Origin of the sequence: Nocardioides koreensis (genome assembly GCF_039531775.1) — a bacterium.
In the GTDB taxonomy this organism is placed as follows: Bacteria; Actinomycetota; Actinomycetes; order Propionibacteriales; family Nocardioidaceae; genus Nocardioides; species Nocardioides koreensis.
Window position 1 is genome coordinate 134,975 of sequence record NZ_BAAAQR010000008.1, and the last position, 24,390, is coordinate 159,364.

Annotated in this window: 22 protein-coding genes and 1 tRNA gene; 14 read left to right on the plus strand and 9 right to left on the minus strand. The window is 71.3% G+C overall.

Going from position 1 to position 24,390, the window contains the following annotated elements; genetic code table 11:
• Window positions 1-42: 42 nt before the first annotated feature.
• A complete protein-coding gene (locus ABD268_RS14140; protein WP_344153247.1) occupies window positions 43-486 on the plus strand; it encodes a hypothetical protein in 444 nt (147 codons plus the stop codon).
• An 86-nt stretch (window positions 487-572) separates the two neighbouring features.
• Here the strand turns inward: ABD268_RS14140 and ABD268_RS14145 are convergent, their stop codons facing one another.
• On the minus strand, window positions 573-1,658 hold the full coding sequence (locus tag ABD268_RS14145) for a 2-oxoacid:ferredoxin oxidoreductase subunit beta (protein WP_425573729.1): 1,086 nt from the start codon (window positions 1,656-1,658) through the stop codon (window positions 573-575).
• A complete protein-coding gene (locus tag ABD268_RS14150) occupies window positions 1,655-3,565 on the minus strand; it encodes a 2-oxoacid:acceptor oxidoreductase subunit alpha (protein WP_344153249.1) in 1,911 nt (636 codons plus the stop codon). The genes ABD268_RS14145 and ABD268_RS14150 overlap by 4 nt, the downstream gene beginning before the upstream one ends.
• Before the next feature lie 219 nt (window positions 3,566-3,784).
• Here ABD268_RS14150 and ABD268_RS14155 point away from each other — a divergent pair, with 219 nt between their 5' ends.
• From ABD268_RS14155 to ABD268_RS14170, 4 genes are read left to right on the plus strand one after another with little or no spacing between them, the layout of a single operon-like run.
• The gene (locus ABD268_RS14155; RefSeq protein WP_344153252.1) at window positions 3,785-4,822 is read left to right on the plus strand and encodes a sulfate ABC transporter substrate-binding protein; all 1,038 of its coding nucleotides are present in this window, start codon (window positions 3,785-3,787) and stop codon (window positions 4,820-4,822) included.
• The gene (cysT, locus tag ABD268_RS14160) at window positions 4,819-5,700 is read left to right on the plus strand and encodes a sulfate ABC transporter permease subunit CysT (RefSeq protein WP_344153255.1); all 882 of its coding nucleotides are present in this window, start codon (window positions 4,819-4,821) and stop codon (window positions 5,698-5,700) included. Before ABD268_RS14155 ends, cysT begins: the two co-directional genes overlap by 4 nt.
• Window positions 5,693-6,502: a sulfate ABC transporter permease subunit gene (locus ABD268_RS14165; RefSeq protein WP_344153258.1), complete on the plus strand. Its 810-nt coding sequence runs from the start codon at window positions 5,693-5,695 to the stop codon at window positions 6,500-6,502. The genes cysT and ABD268_RS14165 overlap by 8 nt, the downstream gene beginning before the upstream one ends.
• 33 nt (window positions 6,503-6,535) lie before the next feature.
• Window positions 6,536-7,522: a sulfate/molybdate ABC transporter ATP-binding protein gene (locus ABD268_RS14170; RefSeq protein WP_344153261.1), complete on the plus strand. Its 987-nt coding sequence runs from the start codon at window positions 6,536-6,538 to the stop codon at window positions 7,520-7,522.
• Window positions 7,523-7,553: 31 nt separating this feature from the next.
• Here ABD268_RS14170 and ABD268_RS14175 read toward each other — a convergent pair whose 3' ends face one another.
• Window positions 7,554-8,045: a YajQ family cyclic di-GMP-binding protein gene (locus ABD268_RS14175; protein WP_344153264.1), complete on the minus strand. Its 492-nt coding sequence runs from the start codon at window positions 8,043-8,045 to the stop codon at window positions 7,554-7,556.
• Between the two features lie 119 nt (window positions 8,046-8,164).
• Between ABD268_RS14175 and ABD268_RS14180 the strand changes: the two genes are divergently transcribed.
• Window positions 8,165-8,246, plus strand: a tRNA-Tyr gene (locus ABD268_RS14180).
• Window positions 8,247-8,277: 31 nt separating this feature from the next.
• Here ABD268_RS14180 and ABD268_RS14185 read toward each other — a convergent pair.
• Window positions 8,278-8,811 carry a MarR family winged helix-turn-helix transcriptional regulator gene (locus tag ABD268_RS14185; RefSeq protein WP_344153267.1) on the minus strand — a complete coding sequence of 178 codons (534 nt, stop codon included), beginning with the start codon at window positions 8,809-8,811 and terminating at the stop codon, window positions 8,278-8,280.
• Window positions 8,812-8,836: 25 nt separating this feature from the next.
• Here ABD268_RS14185 and ABD268_RS14190 point away from each other — a divergent pair, with 25 nt between their 5' ends.
• On the plus strand, window positions 8,837-10,642 hold the full coding sequence (locus ABD268_RS14190) for a chloride channel protein (RefSeq protein WP_344153270.1): 1,806 nt from the start codon (window positions 8,837-8,839) through the stop codon (window positions 10,640-10,642).
• On the opposite strand, the gene ABD268_RS14195 is transcribed toward ABD268_RS14190, so the two are convergent.
• Together ABD268_RS14195 and ABD268_RS14200 are read right to left on the minus strand one after the other, a co-directional pair.
• Complete coding sequence (locus ABD268_RS14195; protein WP_344153273.1) at window positions 10,621-11,808, minus strand: permease; 1,188 nt, start codon at window positions 11,806-11,808, stop codon at window positions 10,621-10,623. The two genes, ABD268_RS14190 and ABD268_RS14195, sit on opposite strands and share 22 nt — an antisense overlap.
• Window positions 11,809-11,910: 102 nt before the next feature.
• Complete coding sequence (locus ABD268_RS14200; protein WP_344153276.1) at window positions 11,911-13,029, minus strand: CapA family protein; 1,119 nt, start codon at window positions 13,027-13,029, stop codon at window positions 11,911-11,913.
• Between the two features lie 144 nt (window positions 13,030-13,173).
• Between ABD268_RS14200 and ABD268_RS14205 the strand changes: the two genes are divergently transcribed.
• Entirely contained in the window at window positions 13,174-13,947 is a 774-nt protein-coding gene (locus ABD268_RS14205; RefSeq protein WP_344153278.1) for a ribosome hibernation promotion factor, read from the plus strand.
• A gap of 37 nt (window positions 13,948-13,984) precedes the next feature.
• Window positions 13,985-15,406: an RtcB family protein gene (locus ABD268_RS14210; RefSeq protein WP_344153280.1), complete on the plus strand. Its 1,422-nt coding sequence runs from the start codon at window positions 13,985-13,987 to the stop codon at window positions 15,404-15,406.
• 14 nt (window positions 15,407-15,420) lie between these two features.
• Here ABD268_RS14210 and ABD268_RS14215 read toward each other — a convergent pair whose 3' ends face one another.
• Window positions 15,421-16,368, minus strand: a complete 948-nt coding sequence (locus ABD268_RS14215) for a phosphodiesterase (RefSeq protein ID WP_344153283.1) — start codon at window positions 16,366-16,368, stop codon at window positions 15,421-15,423.
• Between the two features lie 77 nt (window positions 16,369-16,445).
• Between ABD268_RS14215 and ABD268_RS14220 the strand changes: the two genes are divergently transcribed.
• Window positions 16,446-17,726: a hydroxyacid-oxoacid transhydrogenase gene (locus ABD268_RS14220; protein WP_344153286.1), complete on the plus strand. Its 1,281-nt coding sequence runs from the start codon at window positions 16,446-16,448 to the stop codon at window positions 17,724-17,726.
• A 37-nt stretch (window positions 17,727-17,763) separates the two neighbouring features.
• Here the strand turns inward: ABD268_RS14220 and ABD268_RS14225 are convergent, their stop codons facing one another.
• Window positions 17,764-18,633 carry a TetR-type transcription factor C-terminal domain-containing protein gene (locus tag ABD268_RS14225; RefSeq protein ID WP_344153289.1) on the minus strand — a complete coding sequence of 290 codons (870 nt, stop codon included), beginning with the start codon at window positions 18,631-18,633 and terminating at the stop codon, window positions 17,764-17,766.
• A 167-nt stretch (window positions 18,634-18,800) separates the two neighbouring features.
• Here ABD268_RS14225 and ABD268_RS14230 point away from each other — a divergent pair, with 167 nt between their 5' ends.
• From ABD268_RS14230 to ABD268_RS14245, 4 genes are read left to right on the plus strand one after another with little or no spacing between them, the layout of a single operon-like run.
• Window positions 18,801-19,754, plus strand: coding sequence for a cyclase family protein (locus ABD268_RS14230; protein ID WP_344153292.1), 954 nt, complete (start codon window positions 18,801-18,803; stop codon window positions 19,752-19,754).
• Between the two features lie 11 nt (window positions 19,755-19,765).
• Window positions 19,766-21,430 carry a class I adenylate-forming enzyme family protein gene (locus ABD268_RS14235; protein ID WP_344153295.1) on the plus strand — a complete coding sequence of 555 codons (1,665 nt, stop codon included), beginning with the start codon at window positions 19,766-19,768 and terminating at the stop codon, window positions 21,428-21,430.
• Window positions 21,427-22,482 (plus strand): phosphotransferase family protein, encoded by a 1,056-nt coding sequence (locus ABD268_RS14240; protein ID WP_344153298.1) that lies wholly within the window; start codon window positions 21,427-21,429, stop codon window positions 22,480-22,482. Before ABD268_RS14235 ends, ABD268_RS14240 begins: the two co-directional genes overlap by 4 nt.
• Before the next feature lie 4 nt (window positions 22,483-22,486).
• The gene (locus ABD268_RS14245; protein ID WP_344153301.1) at window positions 22,487-23,692 is read left to right on the plus strand and encodes an acyl-CoA dehydrogenase family protein; all 1,206 of its coding nucleotides are present in this window, start codon (window positions 22,487-22,489) and stop codon (window positions 23,690-23,692) included.
• A gap of 111 nt (window positions 23,693-23,803) precedes the next feature.
• Here ABD268_RS14245 and ABD268_RS14250 read toward each other — a convergent pair whose 3' ends face one another.
• Complete coding sequence (locus ABD268_RS14250; RefSeq protein WP_344153304.1) at window positions 23,804-24,271, minus strand: nitroreductase family deazaflavin-dependent oxidoreductase; 468 nt, start codon at window positions 24,269-24,271, stop codon at window positions 23,804-23,806.
• Window positions 24,272-24,390 lie beyond the last annotated feature (119 nt).

Sequence of the window (24,390 nt, forward strand, 5' to 3'; positions counted from 1 at the left end):
CCTCACCGGTGCTCCACGAACCACAGGGGGAACGACATGCGGATGAACCGCATCATCACCGGCGTCATCGGCCTCGCGATGGCCGGTCTCGCACCACTCGCCACCGCGTCGACGGCCACGGCGGCCACCGGGCACGAGCCGGCTGCCGGCCGCACGGGCACCGCGTCCACGACCGCTCCGAGGGAGTCCCTCCCACCGCGCGAGATCACCTCGAAGATGGTCAAGGTGAGCGCCCACAAGATCGTCTTCAAGGGGAAGGTCAAGGGCGCCCCGAAGTATGCGAACAAGATCGTCAGGATCGAGCGCCGGGTCGGCAAGGGCGGGAGCTGGAAGCTCTACCAGAAGGTCCGCTCGACCGATCTCGGCAACTGGAAGTGCCAGGTCGGTGCCCCCCGCACCGGCAAGTGGTACTTCCGCGCGGTGACGCCGAAGACCAACAACTACCGCAAGTCCTACAGCGACGTCTGGTACACCTACACGATGTGAGCGTCGCGGGCGGGCTCGCCACCGCCGACGAAGAAGGGCCCCCACCGCTTCAGTGCGGTGGGGGCCCTACCTGTTCGGGGACCGGGTCAGACCACGGTCCAGGTGTCGCCGCCGCCGATCAGTGCGGCGAGCCGCTCGTCGGGGGCACCGGGCGCCGCCTGGCTGGCCGTCCCGATCTGGGCGCGGGCCTGGTCGTCGTACGTCGGGCGCTCGACCTGGCGGAAGATGCCGATGGGGGACTGGTTGAGGTACCCGGAGTCGGTCAGCCGCGAGATCGCGAACGCGGTGGACGGGTCGGGGTTGTGCGCGTCGTGGACGAGCAGCGCGCCCTCGCCGACGTCGGCGACCTCCGCGACCTTGACGCCGCCGGTCTTGCCGTCGCGGATCAAGCCCTTGCCGCCCTCGGCACCGAACCGGATCGGCTCGCCGTGGACGAGCGGGATGATCGCGTCGGCCTTGGTGTCGTTGTTCTTGATCGCGTCGAAGGCGCCGTCGTTGAAGATCGGGCAGTTCTGGTAGATCTCCACGAACGACGTGCCGCGGTGGGCGGCCGCCGCGGAGAGCACCGAGGTCAGGTGCTTGCGGTCGGAGTCGATGGTGCGCGCGACGAAGGAGCCCTCCGCGCCGAGGGCGAGCGAGACCGGATTGAACGGGTGGTCCAGCGAGCCCATCGGGGTCGACTTGGTGATCTTGCCGGGCTCGCTGGTGGGTGAGTACTGGCCCTTGGTGAGCCCGTAGATCCGGTTGTTGAACAGCAGGATCGTCATGTTGACGTTGCGGCGCAGCGCGTGGATCAGGTGGTTGCCGCCGATGGAGAGGGCGTCGCCGTCACCGGTGACCACCCACACCGAGAGGTCCTCGCGCGCGGTGGCGATGCCGGTCGCGATCGAGGGGGCGCGCCCGTGGATCGAGTGCATCCCGTAGGTGTCGAGGTAGTACGGGAAGCGGCTGGAGCAGCCGATGCCGGAGACGAACACGATGTTCTCCCGGCGCAGGCCGAGCTCGGGCAGGAAGCCCTGGACCGCCTTGAGCACGGCGTAGTCGCCGCAGCCCGGGCACCAGCGGACCTCCTGGTCGCTGGTGAACTCCTTGCCGGTCTGCGGGGTGTCGGTGGTCGGGACCAGCTCGACGCCCGAGCGCAGGCCGGGGAAGGGCAGCTCCGTGCTGGTCACGAGATCGCCTCCTCGGCGGGTGCGGTGAGGTCCACGTCGACGCCCTCGGCCTGGGCGACCAGCTCGCCGATCGCCTCGGCGAGCTCGGCGGCCTTCAGGGGGAGACCGCGGACGTGGTTGTAGCCGACGGCGTCGACGAGGTACCTGGCGCGCAGCAGCATCGAGAGCTGGCCGAGGTTCATCTCGGGCACCAGCACCTTGTCGTAGCGCTCCAGGATCTCGCCGAGGTCCTTCGGGAACGGGTTCAGGTGGCGCAGGTGGGCCTGCGCGACGTGGTAGCCGGCCTTGCGCACCCGACGTACGCCGGCGCCGATGGGCCCGTACGTCGAGCCCCACCCGAGCACGAGCACGCGGGCCTGGCCGCTGGGGTCGTCGACCTGGAGGGGCGGCAGCGAGTCGGCGATCCGGTCCACCTTGGCCTGGCGGGTGCGGACCATGAAGTCGTGGTTGGCCGGGTCGTAGGAGATGTTCCCGTGCCCGTCGCCCTTCTCCAGGCCGCCGATGCGGTGCTCGAGACCGGGCGTTCCCGGGATCGCCCACGGCCGGGCGAGGGTCTCCTCGTCGCGCAGGTAGGGCCAGAAGTCGGACTCGCCGTCCTCGAGCGGGTGGTTGGCCCCGGTGGCGAAGTCGGGGTCGATCGTGGGCAGGTCGTCGATCTCGGGGATCCGCCAGGGCTCGGAGCCGTTGGCGAGGTAGCCGTCGGAGAGCAGCATCACCGGGGTGCGGTAGGTGACCGCGATCCGGGCCGCCTCGAGGGCGGCGTCGAAGCAGTCACCGGGCGACTGCGGCGCCACGATCGGCACCGGGGCCTCGCCGTTGCGGCCGAACATCGCCTGGAGCAGGTCGGCCTGCTCGGTCTTGGTCGGCAGTCCGGTGGAGGGTCCGCCGCGCTGGACGTCGACGACGAGCAGCGGGAGCTCGGTCATCACGGCCAGGCCGATGGCCTCCGACTTCAGCGCGATCCCCGGGCCCGACGTCGTGGTGACGCCGAGGCTGCCGGCGAAGGAGGCCCCGATGGCGGCGCCGATGCCGGCGATCTCGTCCTCGGCCTGGAAGGTGGTGATGCCGAAGGCCTTGTGCTTGGACAGCTCGTGGAGGATGTCCGAGGCCGGGGTGATCGGGTAGGACCCCAGGAAGACCGGCAGGCCGGAGCGGACCCCGCTGGCGACCAGGCCGTAGGCCAGCGCGAGGTTGCCGGTGATGTTGCGGTAGGTGCCGGCGGGCATCGGGGCCGGCTTGATCTCGTAGGAGACCGCGAAGGTCTCGGTGGTCTCGCCGAAGTTCCACCCGGACTTGAACGCCGTGATGTTGGCGTCGCGGATGTCCGCGACCTTGGCGAAGCGGCGCTGGAGGAACGCGATCGTGGAGTCGACCGGGCGGCCGTACATCCACGACAGCAGGCCGAGCGCGAACATGTTCTTGGCACGGGCGGCGTCCTTGCGGGACAGCCCGAACTCCTTGACCGCGGCCACGGTCAGGCCGGTGAGGTCGACCGGGTGCAGGGCGTAGTCGGCGAGCGAGTCGTCGTCCAGCGGGTTGGCGGTGTAGCCGGCCTTGGTGAGGTTCCGCGTGGTGAAGTCGTGGGTGTCCACGATGACCGTGGCGCCCTTGGGCAGGTCGCCCAGGTTCGCGCGCAGCGCGGCCGGGTTCATCGCCACCAGCACGTCGGGGGCGTCGCCGGGGGTCAGGATGTCGTGGTCGGCGAAGTGGACCTGGAACGACGAGACTCCGGGGAGCGTGCCCTGGGGCGCGCGGATCTCGGCGGGGAAGTTGGGCAGCGTCGAGAGGTCGTTACCGAACGCGGCCGACTCCTGGGTGAACCGGTCACCCGTGAGCTGCATGCCGTCGCCGGAGTCACCGGCGAACCGGATGATCACCCGATCCAGCTGCTTGACCTGCTTGGACACCACGCGCCACTTCCCTCGATGTTCCGGCGGTCGCCGCCGGAGCGGTCGGCGACACGACTTCCCACGATAGTCGGGCCCCCCGCCTGACCGAACTCGTCTCCCGTGCTGGACCCGTGACGCGCGACACGCCGGCCCTAATGACATTGAATTACTTAAGTCGAGTAGTCTGCCTGACATTACCTAGTAAGGCCCCGGTCCGCGGGGCGGGAAAGAGATGCGATGAACACGACGATCAAGGTTGCGGTGGCCGCGCTCACCGGGGCCCTGGCCTTGACCGGCTGCTCCACGGCGGCCGGCAGCGACTCCGCCGACACCGTCGACCTGATGGGTTACTCGGTGCTCGAGGCAGCCAACAAGCCGGTCTTCGAGGACTTCCAGAACACCGAGGAGGGCAAGGACGCGGAGTTCAACACGTCGTACGGCGCCTCGGGTGACCAGAGCCGTGCGGTCGAGAGCGGTGCCGCCGCCGACGTCGTCCACTTCTCCCTGGAGACCGACGTGACCCGCCTGGTCGGGGACGGCCTCGTGGACGAGAGCTGGAAGGACACGCCCACCAAGGGCATCGCCACCTCGTCGGTGGTGGTGTTCGTGGTTCGCAAGGGCAACCCCGACGACATCCGTACCTGGGACGACATCGTGGAGCCGGGCGTCGACATCATCACGCCGAACCCGGGTTCCTCCGGCTCGGCGCGGTGGAACATCCTCGCGGCCTGGGCGCACATCACCGGCAACGGTGGCTCCGAGGCCGAGGCGAAGGCGTACCTCACCAAGCTCCTGGACAACACGATCGCGCTGCCCAGCAGTGGTCGTGACGCCACCACCGCCTTCACCGGGGGAAACGGCGACGTTCTCCTCTCCTACGAGAACGAGGCGATCCTCGCCAAGCAGGGCGGCGCCGACGTCGACTACATCGTCCCGCCGGACACGCTGCTGATCGAGAACCCGGCCGCGGTCACGAAGGACGCCGACCCGACCGCCGAGGCGTTCCTGAAGTTCCTCACCACCCCCGAGGCTCAGGCCGACTACGCGCAGTCCGGGTTCCGCCCCGTCGTCGACGGCGTGGACATCCCCGAGGTCGAGGGCGCCAACGATCCCTCGGACCCGTTCCCCACGCCCGACAAGCTGTTCACGATCGACGACACCTTCGGGGGCTGGGATGCCACCGCCGACAAGTACTTCGGCACCGGCGAGGACGGTGACCCCCTGGGCATCGTCACCGAGCTCCAGCAGGAGACGGGCAAGGTGGGCGAGGAATGACCGCGACCCTCGACGAGGTCGAGGGCCCTGCGCCCGGGCCGGCGTCCCCCACGGGACGCCGGCTCCGGCGCGCGCGTCGCTCGACACCGAGAAACACGCTCACCAGAGGAGCGGCCCTGGGCCTGGGCATCTCCATGGTCTGGTTCAGCCTGCTGGTGCTCATCCCGTTGGCCGCCATCGTGGCCACCGCCGGCTCCGGCGGGTGGGACCAGTACGTCACCACGCTCAGCAACCCACAGACGTGGGCCGCGATCCGGCTGACCGTCACCCAGGCCGTGCTGATCACGCTCGTCAACGTCGTGACGGGCACCGTCATCGCCTGGGTGCTCGTCCGCGACCGGTTCCCCGGCAAGACGGTGCTGGACGTCATCATCGACGTGCCGTTCGCGCTGCCGACGATCGTCGCCGGACTGGTGCTGCTCTCGCTCTACGGGCCCGAGAGCCCGCTGGGCCTGCACTGGGCGAACACCGAGCGGGCCGTGACCCTGGCGCTCGCGTTCGTGACGCTCCCGTTCATCGTGCGCACCGTCCAACCGGTCCTCGAGGAGCTCGAGGGGGACGTCGAAGAGGCCGCAGCCTCGCTCGGCGCCCGGCGTACGACGATCTTCCGCAGGATCATCCTGCCCAGCCTCACCCCCGCGATCGCTGCGGGCGCGGCGCTGTCCTTCGCACGGGCCATCTCGGAGTACGGCTCCCTGGTGCTGCTCAGCGGCAACCTTCCCTACAGGACCGAGGTCGTGTCGGTCCGGGTGCTCACGTTCATCGAGAACGGCAACAAGGCCGGGGCGGCTGCACTCGCCTCGATCATGCTGGCCGTCGCGTTGTTCGTGATCGTGGCCCTCGACCTCGTCCAGCGGAGGGTGGCGCGTCGTGGTTGAGGTGTCCCGTCCCGTGAAGTGGGCGCTGCGCCTGCTCGCTCTCGGCTACGTGTTCCTGCTGGTCGCCTGGCCGGTCGGCCTCGTCGTCCAGCACACCTTCGAGGACGGCCTGACCAACCTGGCCGACACCTTCGCCGACCCGGACATCGTGAACGCCCTGAAGCTGACCGTGATGGTCGCCTTCTGGGCGGTGGCGATCAACCTGGTCTTCGGAGTGACCATCTCCGTCCTGCTGGTGCGCTACGAGTTCCCCGGCAAGCGGGTGCTCTCCGCACTGATCGACGTGCCGCTGTCGGTCTCACCGGTCGTCGTCGGCCTGGCCCTGCTGCTGGTCTACAACGGCCGCGACGGCTGGTTCGGCCCGACGCTGGAGGCCAACGGCTACCAGGTCGTCTTCGACTCGCCGGGCATGATCATGGCCACCTGCTTCGTGGCGCTGCCGCTGGTCATCCGCGAGGTCGTCCCCGTCCTCCAGGAGATCGGTGACGACCAGGAGCAGGCGGCGCGCAGCCTCGGCGCCGGTGCTCGCCAGACCTTCCTGCGGATCACGCTGCCCAGCATCAAGTGGGCTGTCGTGTACGGCGTCGTGCTGAGCACGGCCCGGTCGCTCGGTGAGTTCGGCGCGGTGAAGATCCTGTCCGGCAACTACACCGGCCGCACCCAGACCGCGACCCTCGTCGTCGAGGGGAAGTACCAGAACTTCGAGCAAGGGACGGCGTACGCCACCTCGTTCCTGCTGGCGTTCGTGAGTATCGCGTGCCTGGTCGTCGTCGCTTTCCTGCGCCCCAAGAAGACCCACTGACCTCTCGACTGAATCTTTCGCAAGGAGTCCACCATGAGCATCGAAGTCTCAGGCGTCACCAAGAAGTTCGGTGACTTCGTCGCCCTCGACGACGTCTCCGTGACGCTGCCCACCGGGCAGCTGACCGCCCTGCTCGGCCCGTCGGGCGGCGGCAAGTCCACGCTGCTGCGCATCATCGCCGGCCTCGACAGCGCCGACGGGGGTTCGGTGAGCATCGAGGGTGTCGACGCCACGAAGCTGCCGCCCCAGAAGCGCAACGTCGGCTTCGTGTTCCAGCACTACGCCGTCTTCAAGCACATGACGGTCGCCAAGAACGTCGCCTTCGGCCTGGAGATCCGCAAGCGATCCAAGGCCGAGATCGCCGAGCGGGTCGACGAGCTGCTCAAGCTGGTGCACCTGCAGCAGTTCGCACACCGGCTGCCCTCCCAGCTCTCCGGTGGCCAGCGCCAGCGGATGGCACTCGCCCGCGCCCTCGCGGTCGAGCCCAAGGTGCTGCTGCTCGACGAGCCGTTCGGCGCCCTCGACGCCAAGGTCCGCAAGGAGCTCCGGGACTGGCTGCGCCGGCTGCACGACGAGGTGCACGTGACCACGGTCTTCGTGACCCACGACCAGGAGGAGGCGCTCGAGGTCGCCGACGAGATCGTGGTCATCAACGACGGTCGCGTCGAGCAGGTCGGCACGCCGGACACGCTGTACGACGAGCCGGCCAACGACTTCGTCATGGGCTTCCTGGGGGAGGTGACCCGGCTCGGCGGGGTCACGCTGCGGCCGCACGACATCGACGTGTCGGTGTCCCCTCTGCTTGCGGGCGCAACCCCCGGCGCGGTCACCCGGCTGCTGCGCGTGGGCTTCGAGGTGCGGGCCACGGTGACCACCGACGGCGGTGACGACGTGACCGTCGTGATGACCCGCACCCACGCCCGCTCGCTGGGGCTGGCCGAGGGCAGCCGGGTCTGGCTGACCGCTGCCACGGGTGCCACCACCGTCCCCGCGATGCGCCCGGTCGCCTCGGTCGGGTAGCCGACCGGGTACTGGGGCCCGGATCGCCCGGTCAGCGGTAGTTGGTGAACTGCACCGCGAACTCGTAGTCCTGCTGCTTGACCAGCGAGATGACGGCCTGGAGGTCGTCGCGCTTCTTGGAGGAGACCCGGAGCTCGTCGCCCTGGATCTGCGCCTTGACGCCCTTGGGGCCCTCGTCGCGGATCAGCTTGGAGATCTTCTTGGCGTCCTCGGAGCTGATCCCCTCCTTGAGGGTGATCGAGATCTTGCTCTGCTGGCCGGACTGACGCGGCTCGGAGGCGTCGAGCACCTTCAGGCTCACGTCTCGCTTGACCAGCTTGCCCTTGAACACGTCGAGCACGGCGCTGGCGCGGTCGTCGGCAGAGGCGGAGATCTCGATCGCGTGCTCGCCCTGCCACTCGATCGTGGCCCCCGTGCCCTTGAAGTCGAAGCGGGTGGCGATCTCCCGCGCGGTCTGCCCGAGCGCGTTGTCGACCTCCTGGCGGTCGATCTTGCTGACGATGTCGAACGACGAGTCGGCCATCTCTGCTCCTTGTTGTCCGTGCGGTGCCGGCACGTCGCCGGCGGTTTTCGTCTGTCGATGGGGCTGCGCTATTCTTTCGCCTTGCTGCCGACCGGCCAAACGCCGGTGGGCCGGCACCAGGCAGGTTGCCCGAGCGGCCAATGGGAGCGGACTGTAAATCCGTCGGCTTTGCCTTCGAAGGTTCGAATCCTTCACCTGCCACTGGCGCCCCGGTCATCGACCGGGGCGTCAGTCATTTGCGCCGAGGCGCCGGCTCCTGACCCTGGTCGGAGAGCAGCGAGAAGCCCCAGAGGCTGCCGTCCACCTCGGGCTCGGGCTCGTCCGCGGCCGAGGCGAAGTCGCGCAGCGCCGCCACGACCGCGGACCTGCTCGAGGTCGGCATCCGGCGCACGATCCGGGCGATCTGGTGGCGCCGCTGCTCGGTGACGGTGTCCACCACCCGCCGGCCCTCGTCGGTGAGCGTGAGCAGCACCTCGCGCCGGTTGTCGGGGTTGGTGCGACGCGCCACCAGGCCCGCGGTGCTGAGCCGCTCCACCATCCGCTGCGCCGTCGAGGCGTTGACCGCGCAGAGTTCGGCCAACCGGCTCAGCTTCATCTCGCCGTGGCCGGAGAGCACCACCAGCGTGCGGAACTGGGCGACCGTGACGATGTCCTCCACCTCGTGGAGCGATCGCGCGGCCACGCCGACCAGCACGCGGGAGGCGGTCAGCAGCCCGGTCACCAGGTCGTCGACCCCGGGGTCGGGCGGCGTCACTTTGTCTTGCATGGTGCAACTATTGCATACTGCATCAATGCCGACCGTCGAACCCGCCACCGTCCCCCTCGCCAGGTCGCAGCGCAGCGGCCGACCGTTCGGACGCGGTCGGGACCGGTGGCAGGAGCTGCGTGGCTCGGACACCGGCCTGCTGCTGCTCGCGCTGGTCGTGGGCGCCGGTGCCGGCCTCGGTGCGGTGGCCTTCCGGTGGCTGGTGATCACCTTCACGCACATCCTGTCGGGCCACGAGGACTACTCCGCCACGGGCGGCGCGGCGAACCCGCTGGTCCCGTGGCTCGGCCCGTGGTTCGTGGTGCTGGCGCCGGTCGTCGCCGGCCTGGTCTACGGGCCGCTGGTGCACAGGTTCGCCCGCGAGGCGCGCGGCCACGGCGTCCCCGAGGTGATGTACGCCGTGGCTCGGCGGGGTGGCCGGATCCGCCCGCAGGTCGCCGGGGTCAAGGCCCTGGCCTCGGCGCTCTGCATCGGGGGTGGCGGATCCGTCGGTCGGGAAGGCCCGATCGTCCAGATCGGGTCGGCGCTCGGCTCCACGGTCGGCCGCGTCGTGGGGGCGCCGGAGTCGCGGATGCGCGTCCTCGTCGCCTGCGGCGCGGCCGGCGGGATCGCCGCGACCTTCAACGCACCGCTCGCGGGCGTCTTCTTCGCGATGGAGCTGATCCTCACCGACTTCGCGGCCCGCAGCTTCGGGATGGTCGTCCTCTCCTCGGTCACCGCCAGCGTCATCGGACGGGCCGCGCTGGGCAACGACCCGTTCCTGCAGCTGCCGACCTTCACGGTCGAGCACTCGTCGCAGTACCTCCTCTTCGCCCTCCTCGGCGTGATCGCGGGGTTCGTCGGAGTCGCGTTCACCCGCGTCCTGTACTGGATCGAGGACGCCTGCGACTGGGCCTGGCGGTGGCCGGAGTGGCTCCGTCCCGCGGTGGGTGGGCTGCTGCTGGGCACGCTGTTGCTCGTGCTTCCCGAGATGTACGGCGTGGGGTACCCCGTGCTGGGCAGCTCGGTCTCCGGCGCCTACACGACCGGCTTCCTGCTGGTGCTGATGCTGGGCAAGATGCTCGCGACCAGCCTGAGCATCGGGATCGGCGGATCCGGCGGGGTCTTCGCGCCCAGCCTGTTCATCGGCGCGATGCTCGGCTCCGGCTTCGGGCAGATGCTCCACGGGCTCGCACCCGGCCTGTCCGGTCCGGCCGGCGCCTACGGCCTGATCGGCATGGGGGCGGTCTTCGCCGGCGCGGCGCGCGCCCCCATCACCGCCGTGGTGATCATGTTCGAGCTGACCGGCGAGTACTCCATCATCCTGCCGCTGATGACCGCGATCGTCCTGGCCACCGGCATCAGCCACCTGGTCTCGCGGGACAGCATCTACACCCTCAAGCTGAGCCGTCGCGGCATCGACCTCGGTCAGCACCCGCACGCCGCGGTGCTGACCACCGCCACGGTCGGCGAGGAGATGACGCCGCTGGGGCCGGCCGTCCCCGCCGACCTGAGCCTGGCGGACAGCCTGTCCCGGGTCACCGAGACCGGCGTCGGCCAGCTCGTGGTCGTCGACGAGGACGGCGCCTTCGTCGGCGTCCTGACGTCGCGGACCGTGGCCGAGACGCTCGCGGACGGTGAGCACGACCTCACCCGGGTCGGCCAGGTGGCCGAGCAGCTGCCGATCCTGCGGACCGACCAGAGCCTCGACGACGCGCTCGACGCCCTGGACCGCGAGGACGCGCTCGCGCTCCCGGTCCTGGCACCCGACAGCGCAGAGCCGGTCGGTTGGCTGGCCCACCGGCAGGTGCTCGACGTGCTGCGGCGGGCTCAGCGTCCCCCGGCGCCGTGATCGTGCTCGTGCTCGTGGTCGTCGGCGGCGGGTGAGCCGCCCATCTCGCGCAGCATCGGCCAGCCGCCGGTGCGCGCGAACCGCACCAGGAGCAGCACGGCCAGCGCGAGGAAGACGATGTTGAGCCAGGTCGTGTAGTTCCAGGAGATGTGCGACTCGATGACGGTCGCGTCCCGCTCGGTCGGCGTGAGGTTGACCAGCGCGAACAGCAGCTCGACGACGTACCCGGCCGCCACCATCGCCAGGTAGAACAGGCCGGTGATCCGCAGCGCTGCCGCCGTGCCGTAGTACTTCCGGTAGATCAGGATGATGGGCACGATGATCAGGTCGGCGAAGAGGAACGACACGACACCGCCGAAGCTGATGCCGCCGTTCCAGAGCACCGCGGCGAGCGGGACGTTGCCGACCGAGCAGACGAAGCTGAGCACCGCCACCAGGGGCCCGACCACCGGGCCCCAGATCTGCGCCGCGACCGGGTGCCCGTCCAGGAAGAAGGTCTGCAGCCAGTCGGTGGGCACCCAGGTGGCGAAGGCGCCCGCGATCAGCAGGCCGATCACGATGTCGCGCAGGACCGACGCCCAGTCCATGACGAAGTACGACGCGACCGAGTCCACCCCCTCGCGGGAGAACAGGCGCGACCAAAGGCTGCCCTCGGACTGCACCGACATGTCCATCGCGGCGTGGCCCTCCATCGACCCGGCCACGCCCCGGTCCGCCTGCTCGCGGGCCGCGTCCACGATCCGGCGGGAGACGAACCAGCGGAACAGCAGGGCGACCAGCACGATCATCACCGGCCCGCCGATGAACTCGGCCAGGGTGAACCGCCAGCCCATCAGCAGCCAGAGGATGATGCCGAGCTCGATCACCAGGTTGGTGGACGCGATCTCGAAGGCCATCGCCGACGTCAGGCTCGCCCCCTTGCGGAAGAGGGTCCGGGCCAGTGCCACCGAGGCGTAGGAGCAGGAAGAGGAGGCCGCACCCAGGCCCGTGGCCCAGGCCAGTGCGCGCGGCGAGTCGCCGTCGAGGAGGGAGGTCACCTGGTCGCGGCGGACGACCGCCTGGACCGCACCGGACAGGGTGAAGCCGAGGATCAGCGGCCAGAGGATCTCCCAGGCCATCGATCCCGAGGTGGCCAGCCAGTCGAGGATCGCCTCGAGCACCTGCACGTCGTCTCCCTTCCGGTGGTCCCGCCGGCGGCGGGGGCTACGTCGGGCGTACCCGGTCCGGGGGGTGGCTCATGCGGTCCGCCCGGGACGGTGCGTGTCCGGTCAGCTCCAGCCCAGCCGGATGAGGCCCGAGGGCGTACGCCGGGCACGGGCTCCCCAGCGCCGGCAGCGCCGGTCGAGCGCCTCCTCCAGCCAGGCGACGTCGGCGGTCCCGGCGCTCTCGAGCCGGAGTCGGCGAGCGCGGAAGGGCAGCAGGTCGAGACCGGTCAGGGTGCCCACGCGGTCCAGGGTGGCCCGGTAGAGCAGCCGCAGGTCGCCGCGGTACTCCTCGTGGCCGCCGATGCCCTCGTAGTCGTTGACGAGGTCGCCGCAGCCGTAGAGGATCAGCCGCCCGGCGTACACCTCCAGCGGACGCGGATGGTGCGACGAGTGGCCGTGGACGACGGCCGCCCCGGCGTCCACCAGCCGGTGCGCGAAGCGGACCTGCTCCCGGGGGACGGACCAGCCCCAGTTGGAGCCCCAGTGCAACGAGACGACCACGAGCGCTCCCCGGCGCTGCCACTGGCGGACCAGGTCGCCGACCTCCGCCGCGGTCGCGTCCGACAGGTCCGGCAGCAGGGCCACGCCGGAGCGCTGCGGGCCGGCCGCCCAGGAGTCGGGCACCCCGCTGCTCCAGTGCCCGAAGGCCAGGACGACGACCGGTGGCCCGCCGCTGACGGTGACCACCGCCGGCTGCTGCGCCTCGGCGAGGTCCCGCCCGGCCCCGGCCCGCGCCAGGCCGGCCGCGTCCAGGACGTCCAGCGACTCCTCGAGCCCCCGCCGCCCGAAGTCGAGCACGTGGTTGTTCGCCAGCACGCACACGTCCGGGCGCGCGGCCTGCAGGCACCCGATGTTGCCCGGGCTCATCCGGTAGTGCACGGCCTTGGCCGGTGCCACGTCGTCGGAGCGGGTGATGCTGGTCTCGAGGTTGAGGACCCGCACGTCCACGTCGCTCCCGGTCAGCGCGGCGAGGGCGTCGCCCCACGGCCACGCGTCGTCGACCGGGGCCGGCACCGCCCCGGAGACGGTCTCGGCGAGCTCGACGTAGCGGCGGGCGTCGCGCACGCAGGACTCGGTCAGGGCGGGGTCGCCGGGGTGGGCGAGGACCTGGTCGACCCCCCGGCCCAGCATCACGTCCCCGCCGAGCACGGTCGTGACCGTCCCGTCGCCCGCAGACGCCATGGCTCCAGCCTCCGGCGGCCCGGGGCCGGCGTACCCGGGCCATCGGCCGCGCCGTGCCGGGACCTTGGCCACTGCCCCCGCCGCGAGGACCAGCGTTGCATCGGAGCCGTACGCCCGCGAGGAGCCCGTGAAGGAGTGACGCCGATGTCGGTGTCGGAGGAGCAAGCACCGGTCGAGGTGACGCTGCGCGGCGAGGTCGGTGACAGCGCCCGGCGCTACGCGCAGGAGAAGGTCGAGCACGCGCTGAGCGTCGCCCGGCCGCGGGTCCTGCGCGCGCACGTCGTGCTGGACCACCGCCACGACCCGGCGGTCCCGCGGCCAGCGCGGGCCGAGGCCACCGTCGACGTCGAGGGCACGACCCTGCGGGCCCACGCGACCGCGCCGACCATGGGGGAGGCCGTGGACGAGCTCGAGGCCCGGCTGCGTCGTCGCCTGGTCCAGCTGCAGGACCGCACGCGCACCCGTCACCGCTGGACCGGCGTCGCGAGCGAGCACGAGTGGCGCCACGGCGACCAGCCGCGCGAGCCGGTGCCGTACTACCCGCGGCCGGAGGAGTCGCGGGAGGTCGTCCGCCACAAGTCGTTCGCGGCGGAGCCGATGACCATCGACGAGGCCGCCTTCGACATGGACCTGCTCGACCACGACTTCTACCTCTTCACCGACGTCGGGTCCGGCGAGCCCGCGTTGGTGCACCGGCTGCCGGAGGGCGGCTACGGGGTGAAGGGAGCGGCGAGCGAGGAGGCGGTCGCGGCGGTGACGCACGAGCCCTCGCCGCCGCAGCTCACCGACGCCGAGGCGCGCATCCGCCTCGAGGCCGACAGCGAGCCGTTCGTCTTCTACCTCGACGCCGGGACCGGACACGGACGCGTGCTCTACCGCCGCTACGACGGGCACTACGGCCTCATCACCCAGGAGTGACCGGGCACGCGGACGTCCCGGCCGGGGGCCGACGCCGATGAGGCTGGTCGAGGAGACGCCCTGGCGGCACCGCATCGAGCGCGAGGGGGCGATGCGGGTCCCCGGGGTCGTCTTCGCGTCCCGCGCGCTGCTGCCCGACGGCTCCGGCGACCACGCGCTGCGGCAGGTCGCCAACGTGGCGACCCTGCCGGGCATCGTGGCGGCCTCCTATGCGATGCCCGACGTGCACGAGGGCTACGGGTTCCCGATCGGCGGCGTCGCCGCCACCGACGTGGGCGCCGGCGGAGTGGTCTCGCCCGGGGGCGTCGGCTTCGACATCTCGTGCGGGGTCCGGCTGCTGTTCTCGCCGGACCTGGCCCTCGAGGAGCTCCGGCCGCGCCTGGCGCGGGTGATGGATGCGCTCGGCCGGCAGACCCCGCGGGGTCCCGGACCGGGTGGCGTCTGGCGGCCGCGGGACCGGGCAGAGCTCGAGCGCGTGCTCCTCGGTGGCGCCCGGTACGCGGTGGAGCAGGGGCACGGGGTGGCCCGCGACCTCGAGCGCTGCGAGGACCGGGGAGCGGTGGGCGGCGCCGCGCCGGCGCAGGTGAGCCCGCACGCCCTCGAGCGCGGGATCGGGCAGCTGGGCAGCCTCGGCTCGGGCAACCACTTCCTGGAGGTGCAGGTGGTGGAGAGGGTGTACGACGAGCACGCCGCGCGGATCCTGGGACTCGCGGCCGGCCGGATCTGCGTGATGATCCACTGCGGCTCGCGGGGGCTGGGGCACCAGACCTGTGCCGACCACGTGCGGGTGATGGACCGGGCCATGGCGTCGTGCGGCATCTCGGTGCCTGACCGGATGCTCGCCTGTGCGCCCGTGGACTCGCCGGCCGGGCGCGACTACCTGGGTGCGATGTCCGCCGCCGCCAACTACGGACGGGCCAACCGCCAGCTGCTCGCCGAGCGCGTCCGGCGGGTCTTCGCCGAGGAGTGCCCCTGCGGCTTCGACCTCGTCTACGACGTCTCGCACAACCTCGCCAAGCTCGAGGAGCACGACGTGGACGGGGACCGTCGGCTGCTCTGCGTGCACCGCAAGGGTGCGACGCGGGCGCTGCCCCCGGGGCACCCCGACCTGCCGGCACCCCTGGCCGAGGTGGGCCAGCCGGTGCTGCTGCCCGGCACGATGGGGACGGCGTCGTACGTGCTGGTGGGCGTGCCCGGCTCACCCGCCTTCAGCTCGGCCGCGCACGGCGCGGGACGCGTCCAGAGCCGGCACGCGGCCGCCCGCTCCATCGGCGGGCGGCAGCTCCGGACCCAGCTGGAGGCGCGCGGCATCGCGGTCCGGGGAGCCTCCTGGCGGGGCCTGGCCGAGGAGACCCCGACGGCGTACAAGGACGTCGACGCGGTCGTGGAGGTCACCGAGCGGGCCGGCCTGGCGCGGAAGGTGGCCCGGCTGCTCCCGGTCGGGGTCGTCAAGGGTTGAGGGCCGCCGGGTGGTCAGCCCGCGGGGTCGGTCACCGCGTCGACGTGCAGCTGGCCGGTGTTGAGCGGGGAGTCCTTGCGCGACACCAGCTCGCGGCGCTCCTCGGGGCTCATCGCCTCGACCGCTGCGGCCACGTCGGCGGGGAAGCCGCTCACCTCGGGCTCCTCGGCCAGCGGGACGATCGTGTGCACCACCCGGTCGTCGTACAGGTGCATCATCGTGACCGCCTGGTGCCCGTCCACCCCGGAGACGAAGCGGTCGAGCGGTGCGGGGTCGGAGGTGTAGCAGGTCGCCGACGCCACCGACACCGGGATGCCGGCGAAGGTCGAGTACGTCGAGAAGTGGAAGTGGCCGCCGATGATGCCGCGCACGTCGGAGCCGGCCAGCGCCTGCGCCAGCCGGTCCTGGTCGAGCAGCTCGATGATCTCGGCCGCGCGCAGCATCGGCACCGGGATCGGGGGATGGTGCAGCGCGAGCAGCGTGCCGTGCGGCGCCGGGGTGGCGAGCACCTCGCGGAGCCAGGCCAGCTGCTCGTCGGTCAGCTCACCGTGGTGGTAGCCGGGCACGCTGGTGTCCAGGGAGATGATCCGCAGCCCGTCGACCTCGTGCACCCGGTCCTGGGTCGTGGCGTCGTCGGCGTCCTCGCCGAAGAGCTCCCGTGCGTACGGCGCCCGCTCGTCGTGGTTCCCCATCACCCACACGACCTCGGCGCCCATCCGCGCCGCGACCGGCTCGACCAGGTCCCGCAGCCGGGCGTACGCCGCGGGCTCGGCCCGGTCGGCGAGGTCGCCGGTGAACACGATCGCGGCGGGCGGCGGGTCGAGCCGGCCCAGTCGCTCGAGGGACCGGAGCAGGCCGGTCTCGGTGTCGATGACGCCGTACTGCAGGCGGTCCGCGAGCAGGTGCGGGTCGCTGACGTGGGCGACCGCGTGGCGTGGGGCGGGGTACTGGCCGAGCTGCACCCCGCCAGACTAGGCCGACGCCGCGCGACACAGGGCTCTATATGGTGGCCGGACGGTCACCTTCGAGGAGGACAACGATGTCGCAGCAGCAGTCCGAGACGGTCTTCACCTACGGCGCGCCCCAGCTGAAGTTCGGCTCCGGGGCGTCCGACGAGGTCGGCTACGACCTCTCCCAGTACGGCGTCTCGCGCGCGCTGGTCGTGACCGATCCGGGTGTCGCCGCCACCGGGCTGCCGCAGCGCGTCGCCGACCAGATGGGCCGGTTCGGGATCGAGGCCCGGGTCTTCGACGGCTCCCACGTCGAGCCGACCGACGAGAGCATGCAGCAGGCGATCGACTTCGCCCGCGACGCCGGGCCGTTCGACGCCTACGTCGCCGTGGGCGGCGGGTCGAGCATCGACACCGCCAAGGCCATCAACCTGATGATGACCAACGACGGCGAGCTCATGGACTACATCAACGTCCCGGTCGGCAAGGGCGCGAACCCTGCGAAGCCGCTCAAGCCGCTGGTCGCGGTGCCGACGACCGCCGGCACCGGCAGCGAGAGCACCACCGTGTGCGTGCTCGACGTCCTCAGCCTCAAGGTCAAGACCGGCATCAGCCACCCGCGCCTGCGCCCCACGCTGGCCGTGATCGACCCCGACCTGACCGTCACCCAGCCGCCCGGCGTGACCGCGTCGTCCGGCATGGACATCCTGTGCCACGCGCTGGAGAGCTACACCGCGCGCTGGTACACGACGTACGACAGGAAGCAGCCGGAGCAGCGGGTGCCCTACTGCGGCTCCAACCCGATCGCGGACATGTGGTCGGAGAAGGCGATGCGGCTGCTCGGCGCGTCGTTCCGCACGGCGGTGCACCACGGCGACGACCACGACGCCCGGCACGACATGGCCCTGGCCGCGACGTTCGCGGGCATGGGCTTCGGCAACGCCGGCGTGCACATCCCGCACGCGAACGGCTACCCGATCGCCGGCCGGGTCCGCGACTTCCACCCCAAGGACTACCCCGCCGACGAGGCGATGGTGCCGCACGGCATGTCGGTGGCGCTCACCGCTCCCGAGGCGTTCCGCTTCACCTTCGACGCGGCCCCCGAGCGGCACCTGCGGGCGGCCGCGCTGCTCGACCCGGGCGTGGACGCCGACCAGGGGTCCGCGGACACGCTGCCCGGGGTGATCATCGACCTGATGCGCGACATCGACATCCCCAACGGGATCGGGGCGGTCGGCTACTCCGAGGGCGACGTGGACGACCTGGTCGAGGGCACGCTCAAGCAGCAGCGGCTGCTGGCGACCTGCCCGAAGGAGGTCGCCGGCGAGGACATCGCGGGCATCTTCCGCGCCTCCCTCCAGCTCTGGTAGGCCGGTCACGGCGTACAACTGCGCCGCCTCGGCGGGGTCAGCCGGGTCGGTGGCCGAGGAGGCCCAGGGCGAACCGGGAGTACTCCCGGGCGATCTGCTCGGGCGTGGTGGGGCCGTCCGGGTGGAACCACTGGGCCAGCGAGGTGCACATCGTGGCGATCGCCTTGCCGGCGTCGTCGGGGTGGCTCACGCTCAGCCCGCCGGCTGAGATGGCCTCGGCGATCTGGCCGTCGAGGAGGTCCTGGACGTAGGTGCGCAGCTGGGCGATGCGCCGGTAGCTCGCCGGCTCCAGGCTGCGCATCTCGCTGGCCCCGATGAACGCGAGGTCGTTGCGGCGGGCGTGGTAGAGCGCCAGGGCCTCGACGAACAGGGCGACCCGGGACACCGGGTCGGTGCCCTCGTCCCGGGCCTGCTCGACCCGCCAGATGAGGTCGGTCATGGTCAGGTCGAACACGCGGACCAACAGGTCCTGCTTGCTCGGGTAGTGGTGGTAGACGCCGGGGACGCTCATGTTCGCGAGCTCGGCGATCGACCGCATGCTCGCGCCGTGGTAGCCGATCGCCACGAAGGCGCGGATCGCCCCGGCCAGCACGCCGTCGATCGGCAGCGGCGCGAAGTCGCGCCAGTGCCCGGTCGGCGTCGCCACGGTCGGCTCGGCCGGGATCGCGGGCGCCGGGTGCGCGACCACCGGGGCGGCACCGGCGACCAGGGCGGCGACCGGTACGTCGAGGACCTCGGCGATCCGGCGCATCCGGTCGACCGAGATCCCGGTCCGGTCGTTCTCGAGGGCGCTCACGGTCGCCGCGCTGACCTCGAGCCGGGACGCGAGCTCGCGCAGGGTCATGCCGTGCAGCAGCCGCTGCCGGCGTACCGCCGCACCCGCGGTGGCGGCCTCATGGTTCGTCATGAGTTCAGGATACCTGAACATGACGAGGGGCGGCGAGCGAGGCTCGCCGTACGAGTCTTTGCCATTTCTCAGTCTCAGAACCGTTGACGATCCACGAGTGGCCGTGTGACGCTGCTCTCAACCTGTTCAGTTTCCCGAGCGATCGCTCCGTCTGCCTGGAGGTTCAGATGACCGAAGTTCCCACCATGGATGAGCTCCTCAAGGACGCCCCGACCAACTGGGGGAAGTGGGGGCCCGACGACGAGATCGGCGCCCTGAACTACCTCACCGCCGAAGAGGTCCTGCGCGGGGTGCGGCACATCAGGCAGGGCTCGGTCTTCACCCTCCAGCGCCTGATCGGCGACCCCAAGGGCGACCCGGTGTGGCCGGGTCGGAAGCCGGCCGTGCGCACGATGATCCTCGACGAGGCCTCGTGGGACGCCGACGACGCCCCGCAGTTCCCGGGCGGCCTGCACTACGCCGACGACAAGATCGACGCCTTCCTGCAGGGCTCCACGCAGTACGACGCCCTCGGCCACGTCTGGTACGGCGGCCAGATCTGGAACGGCTACGACGCCCGCACCACCGTCGGCGGCCTGGACAGGGCCAGCGTGGCCCCGATCGCCGAGCGCGGCGTGGCCGGGCGCGGCATCCTGCTCGACATGGCCCGCTTCCGCGGCAAGGACAACCTCGACAAGGCCGAGACGTTCACCCACGAGGACCTGATGGCGTGCGCGAAGGCCCAGGGCACCGAGATCGAGAAGCACGACATCCTGATCATCCGCACCAACTTCCTCAAGCTCTTCTTCGAGCAGGGCGACGCGTTCTACGAGGGCTTCTGCGAGCCGGGCCTGACCTACAGCCCCGAGCTGGTCTCCTGGTTCCAGGAGATGGAGATTCCGAACCTCGTGACCGACACCATCGCCAACGAGGTCACCATGGACCCGGAGAACGGCACGGCGCTCCCGCTGCACTGCGCGCTGATGCGCAACCTCGGGGTCACCCTGACCGAGATCTGCGACCTGGAGAGGCTGGCCGCGGACTGCGCCGAGGACGGCCAGTACACCTTCCTCTACGCGGCCGCCCCGCTGAAGGTGAACCAGGCCAGCGGCTCGCCGGTCAACCCGCTCGCGATCAAGTGACGGGTGCGCCCGTGACGACCTACACCGAGCGGCCCTGGCTGGCGCTCTACCGCGACGGGACGCGTGCGGACATCACGCCTGCGTTCGACACGATGCTGGAACTGTTCCGGGCCTCGGTCTCACGGGCGCCCGACGCGGTCGCCATCCGCTACTTCGACGGCAGCCTCACCTTCGCGGACCTCGACGCGCGGTCGGACGCGCTGGCGGTCGCGCTCGCCGAGCAGGGCTTCGCGGCCGGGGACCGGCTCGCGGTCTACACGCAGAACAACCCGGCGTTCGTGGTCGGGCTGCTCGGGGCCTGGAAGGCGGGCGGCTCCGCGGTGGCGATCAACCCGATGAACAAGGCCCGCGAGCTGACCTACCTGCTCGCGGACTCCGGGGCGACGGCGCTGCTGTGCCTCGAGGAGCTCTACGCCTCGGTGGCCAGGGACGTGATCGCCGGCGACGAGGTCCGGGTGCGGACGGTGTTCACCTGCTCGCCGCTCGACGAGCAGACCAGGAACGACCAACGCCTCTTTGCCGGCACCAACCGCGGCGGCGTCGAGGGGACGATCGGCCTCGAGCAGGTCTTCGCGGAGTACGCCGGCCGCTCGCCCGCGCCGGTCTCGCCGCGGGGCGACGACGTCGCCGTGCTGACCTACACCTCCGGCACCACCGGCGTGCCCAAGGGCGCGATGAACACCCACGCCAACATGGCGTTCAACTCCCAGACCTACCGGGACTGGATGGGCCTCGGACCGGACGACGCCCTGCTCGGGGTCGCGCCGCTCTTCCACATCACCGGCCTGGTCGGCCACGTCGGGATCGCGCTGCTCGCCGGCTGCCCGCTGGTGCTGGCGCACCGGTTCGAGCCGCACGTGGTGATGGACGCGATCCGCGAGCACCGGCCGACGTTCACGGTCGGGTCGATCACGGTGTTCATCAGCCTGTCCGGCCTCGAGGGGGCGACGAAGGACGACTGGTCGTCGTTCCGGATGGTCTACTCCGGCGGCGCGCCGATCGCCCCGGCGGTCACCGACCAGTTCCAGGACAAGACCGGCCTCTACATCCACAACATCTACGGCCTGACCGAGACCAACAGCCCCTCGCACGCCGTACCGCTGGGGGTCAAGGCGCCGGTCGACCCGAGCTCCGGCGCGCTGTCGGTGGGCGTCCCGGTCTTCAACACGGTGGTGCGGATCCTCGACGAGGACGGCAAGGAGGCCCCGGTCGGGGAGATCGGCGAGATCGTCACCTCCGGACCGCAGGTCGTGCCGGGCTACTGGCAGAAGCCGGAGGCGACCGAGCAGTCGCTGCCCGGCGGGGAGCTGCGCACCGGCGACGTCGGGTTCATGGACGAGCAGGGCTGGTTCTTCCTCGTGGACCGGAAGAAGGACATGATCAACGCCGCCGGCTACAAGGTCTGGCCGCGCGAGGTCGAGGACGTGCTCTACGGACACCCGGCCGTGCGCGAGGTCGCGGTGGTCGGCGTGCCCGACGAGTACCGCGGTGAGAGCGTCAAGGCCTACGTGTCGCTCAAGCCGGGCGCCGAGGTCTCCGAGCAGGAGCTGATCGGGTTCGCGAAGGAGCAGATGGCGGCCTACAAGTACCCGCGCTCCGTCGAGTTCCTCGACGAGCTGCCCAAGACCACGACCGGCAAGATCCTGCGACGCGAGCTCCGCGCGTCGGGTGCGTGAGTGCCGAGGCGGTCGGGCGCGGCGACTGGTCGGACCTGGTCCGGCTGGACCGCCTCGGCCCGGCCCTCGCCGCGGCGCTCGAGGACGAGGCGTGGCGTGACAGCAGCGCCGACCTGATCAGCGGCGGCAAGTCCAACCTGACCTTCGAGGTCACCAGCCCGGCGGGCGTGGTGATCCTGCGCCGACCGCCGTCGGGCGCGCTGCTGCCTAGCGCCCACGACATGGGCCGGGAGGCGCGCATCCAGCGAGCCCTGCGCGGGACGCCGGTCCCGGTCGCGACGGTGCTCCTCGAGGACCGCACCGAGGAGCTGATCGGGGCCCCGTTCTACGTGATGGAGAAGGTCGAGGGGCACGTCATCCGCTCGACCATGCCGCCCGGGTACGCCGAGTCGCCGGCCGACAAGGTGGCCATGGCCGATGCCCTGGTCGACGTGCTCGTGGCGCTGCACGAGGCCGACCCGGGCGCGGTCGGGCTCGCCGACTACGGGCGACCCGAGGGATTCCTCGAGCGGCAGATCCGGCGCTGGACCGGGCAGTGGGAGAAGTCGCGCAGCCACGACGTACCGGCCGTCGACGAGCTCGGCCGCCGGCTGGCGGCGGCGCTGCCCGCGTCGCGGCGCTCCGCGATCGTGCACGGCGACTACCGGCTCGACAACTGCCTGATGCACCCGACCGACCCGAGCCGGGTGGCCGCGGTCCTGGACTGGGAGCTGTCCACCCTCGGCGACCCGATGACCGACCTCGGACTGCTGCTCTTCTACTGGCGCGAGCCCGGGGAGTCCGAGCCCGCGCTCACGCCGGCGGCGACCCGGACCCCGGGCTTCCCGGGCCGGGCGCACCTCGCGCAGCGGTACGTCGCCGCGACCGGCGCCGACCTCGGGGAGCTCGCGTTCTACGAGGCGTTCGCCCACTTCAAGTTCGCCGTCATCGCCCAGGGCATCGCCGCCCGGGTCGCGGCCGGCGTGATGGCCGGCCAGGAGTTCGGCGACCTCGACAGCGAGGTCGCCCGGATCGCCGCGGACGGCCTGCACCGACTCGACCAGGAAGGTTGACCAGATGGACTTCGCCCTCTCGCCGCAGGCCGAGGAGACGTGTGCCCGGATGTGGGACTTCATGCGGCAGGAGGTGTTCCCCGCCGAACCGGTGTACGCGGCGTACCTCGCCGAGCACGGCGACCACGCCTACCCACCGGTGCTCGAGCGGCTCAAGGAGTCGGCGCGGGAGCGGGGGCTCTGGAACCTCTTCCTGCCGCACCTGTCCGGGATGAGCAACCTGGAGTACGCCGCGGTCGCCGAGATCTCGGGCTGGTCGCCGGTGATCGCGCCGGAGGCGATCAACTGCCAGGCGCCGGACAGCGGGAACATGGAGACCCTGGACCTGTTCGGCACCGAGGAGCAGAAGAAGCGGTGGCTGGAGCCGTTGCTGTCCGGGGAGATCCGGTCGGCCTTCGCGATGACCGAGCCGGACGTCGCCTCCTCCGACGCCACGAACATCACCACGCTGATCACCCGTGACGGAGACGACTACGTCGTCAACGGCCGGAAGTGGTGGATCAGCGGGGTCGCCGACGATCGCTGCGAGATCTTCATCGTGATGGGCAAGACCGACCCCGAGGCCGAGACGCACCGCCAGCAGTCGATGATCCTGGTCCCGCGCGACACCCCGGGCCTCTCGATCGAGCGGCACCTGCCGATCTTCGGCTACCAGGACCAGCACGGGCACTCCGAGCTGGTGTTCCGCGACGTGCGGGTCCCGGCCGCGAACCTGCTGGCGGGGGAGGGCGACGGCTTCATGATCGCCCAGGCGCGGCTCGGACCCGGCCGGATCCACCACGCCATGCGCGCGATCGGGATGGCGGAGCGGGCGCTGGGGCTGATGGTCGACCGGGCCAGGTCGCGGGTCGCCTTCGGCCGGCACCTCTCCGAGCAGGGGGTGGTGCAGGACCTGATCGCCCGGTCCCGGATCGAGATCGACCAGGCCCGGCTGCTCGTCTACAAGACCGCGTGGCTGATCGACACCGTCGGCGCGAAGGGCGCGCGCACCGAGATCGCCGCGATCAAGGTCGCGGCCCCGGCGATGGCGACCGCGGTCATCGACCGCGCGATCGAGGTGTTCGGCGCCGCCGGCGTCAGCGACGACACCCCGCTGGCGTACTTCTACGCGTGGGCGCGCGTGCTCCGCATCGTCGACGGCCCCGACGCCGTGCACCGTCGTTCGATCGCCCGCGAGGAGCTGCGCCGCGAGCGCCCGTACGTCGGCTGACCCCGCCCACCCCCAGTGCCGAGGCGGCGCAGTTTCACGCGCGCCGGGTCAAACTGCGCCGACTCGGCCTGGTCCTGGCGTGAAACTGCGCCGACTCGGCGGGGGGGTGGGTCAGCGGGGGGTGAGCAGGAAGACCGGGATGGTGCGGTCGGTGCGCTCCTCGTACTTGGCGTAGTTGGGCCAGGTGCGGAGCATGACCTGCCACATCCGGGTCCGCTCCTCGCCGGCGAGCTCGCGCGCGGTCACGTCGTACGACGTGTGGCCGACCTCGACGGTCGCCTCGCCGGCGGCCCGGAGGTTGCCCACCCACAACGGCATCTTCGGCCCGCCGAAGTAGGAGCCGGCGACCAGCCAGCCGTCGTCGTGGGGTACGCACAGCAGCGGCGTGCTGCGGGGGAGCCCGCTCCTGCGGCCGACGACGGTCAGGGTGAGGTTGGGCAGCCCGGCGATGTCCAGGAGGGTCACCCGGCCGCCGGTCAGGCGGTGCAGCGACTTGTCGACAACCACGATCTGCGGCAGCAGCCTCGGCATCCACGAGACCGAGCCGATGCGGACGGCGAGGGGGGTCAGCAGGCCCATGGCGGGAGGCTACCGACCGGTCACCTCGGAGGGAGTGTGTCGTCCCGGCTGGTGGGTACCGATCAGGCGGAAGGAGTGGCGTCGGTCACTGCCACCCGTTGCCAGAGTGGCGCAGCCAC

Coding starts and splice junctions, on each gene's coding strand:
- ABD268_RS14210 (WP_344153280.1), top strand. CDS start 13,985: ATGAGGCTGGTCGAGGAGACGCCCTGGCGGCACCGCATCGAGCGCGAG.
- ABD268_RS14170 (WP_344153261.1), top strand. CDS start 6,536: ATGAGCATCGAAGTCTCAGGCGTCACCAAGAAGTTCGGTGACTTCGTC.
- ABD268_RS14225 (WP_344153289.1), bottom strand. CDS start 18,633: ATGACGAACCATGAGGCCGCCACCGCGGGTGCGGCGGTACGCCGGCAG.
- cysT (WP_344153255.1), top strand. CDS start 4,819: ATGACCGCGACCCTCGACGAGGTCGAGGGCCCTGCGCCCGGGCCGGCG.
- ABD268_RS14155 (WP_344153252.1), top strand. CDS start 3,785: ATGAACACGACGATCAAGGTTGCGGTGGCCGCGCTCACCGGGGCCCTG.
- ABD268_RS14245 (WP_344153301.1), top strand. CDS start 22,487: ATGGACTTCGCCCTCTCGCCGCAGGCCGAGGAGACGTGTGCCCGGATG.
- ABD268_RS14190 (WP_344153270.1), top strand. CDS start 8,837: ATGCCGACCGTCGAACCCGCCACCGTCCCCCTCGCCAGGTCGCAGCGC.
- ABD268_RS14220 (WP_344153286.1), top strand. CDS start 16,446: ATGTCGCAGCAGCAGTCCGAGACGGTCTTCACCTACGGCGCGCCCCAG.
- ABD268_RS14230 (WP_344153292.1), top strand. CDS start 18,801: ATGACCGAAGTTCCCACCATGGATGAGCTCCTCAAGGACGCCCCGACC.
- ABD268_RS14185 (WP_344153267.1), bottom strand. CDS start 8,811: ATGCAAGACAAAGTGACGCCGCCCGACCCCGGGGTCGACGACCTGGTG.
- ABD268_RS14200 (WP_344153276.1), bottom strand. CDS start 13,029: ATGGCGTCTGCGGGCGACGGGACGGTCACGACCGTGCTCGGCGGGGAC.
- ABD268_RS14205 (WP_344153278.1), top strand. CDS start 13,174: ATGTCGGTGTCGGAGGAGCAAGCACCGGTCGAGGTGACGCTGCGCGGC.
- ABD268_RS14175 (WP_344153264.1), bottom strand. CDS start 8,045: ATGGCCGACTCGTCGTTCGACATCGTCAGCAAGATCGACCGCCAGGAG.
- ABD268_RS14250 (WP_344153304.1), bottom strand. CDS start 24,271: ATGGGCCTGCTGACCCCCCTCGCCGTCCGCATCGGCTCGGTCTCGTGG.
- ABD268_RS14140 (WP_344153247.1), top strand. CDS start 43: ATGAACCGCATCATCACCGGCGTCATCGGCCTCGCGATGGCCGGTCTC.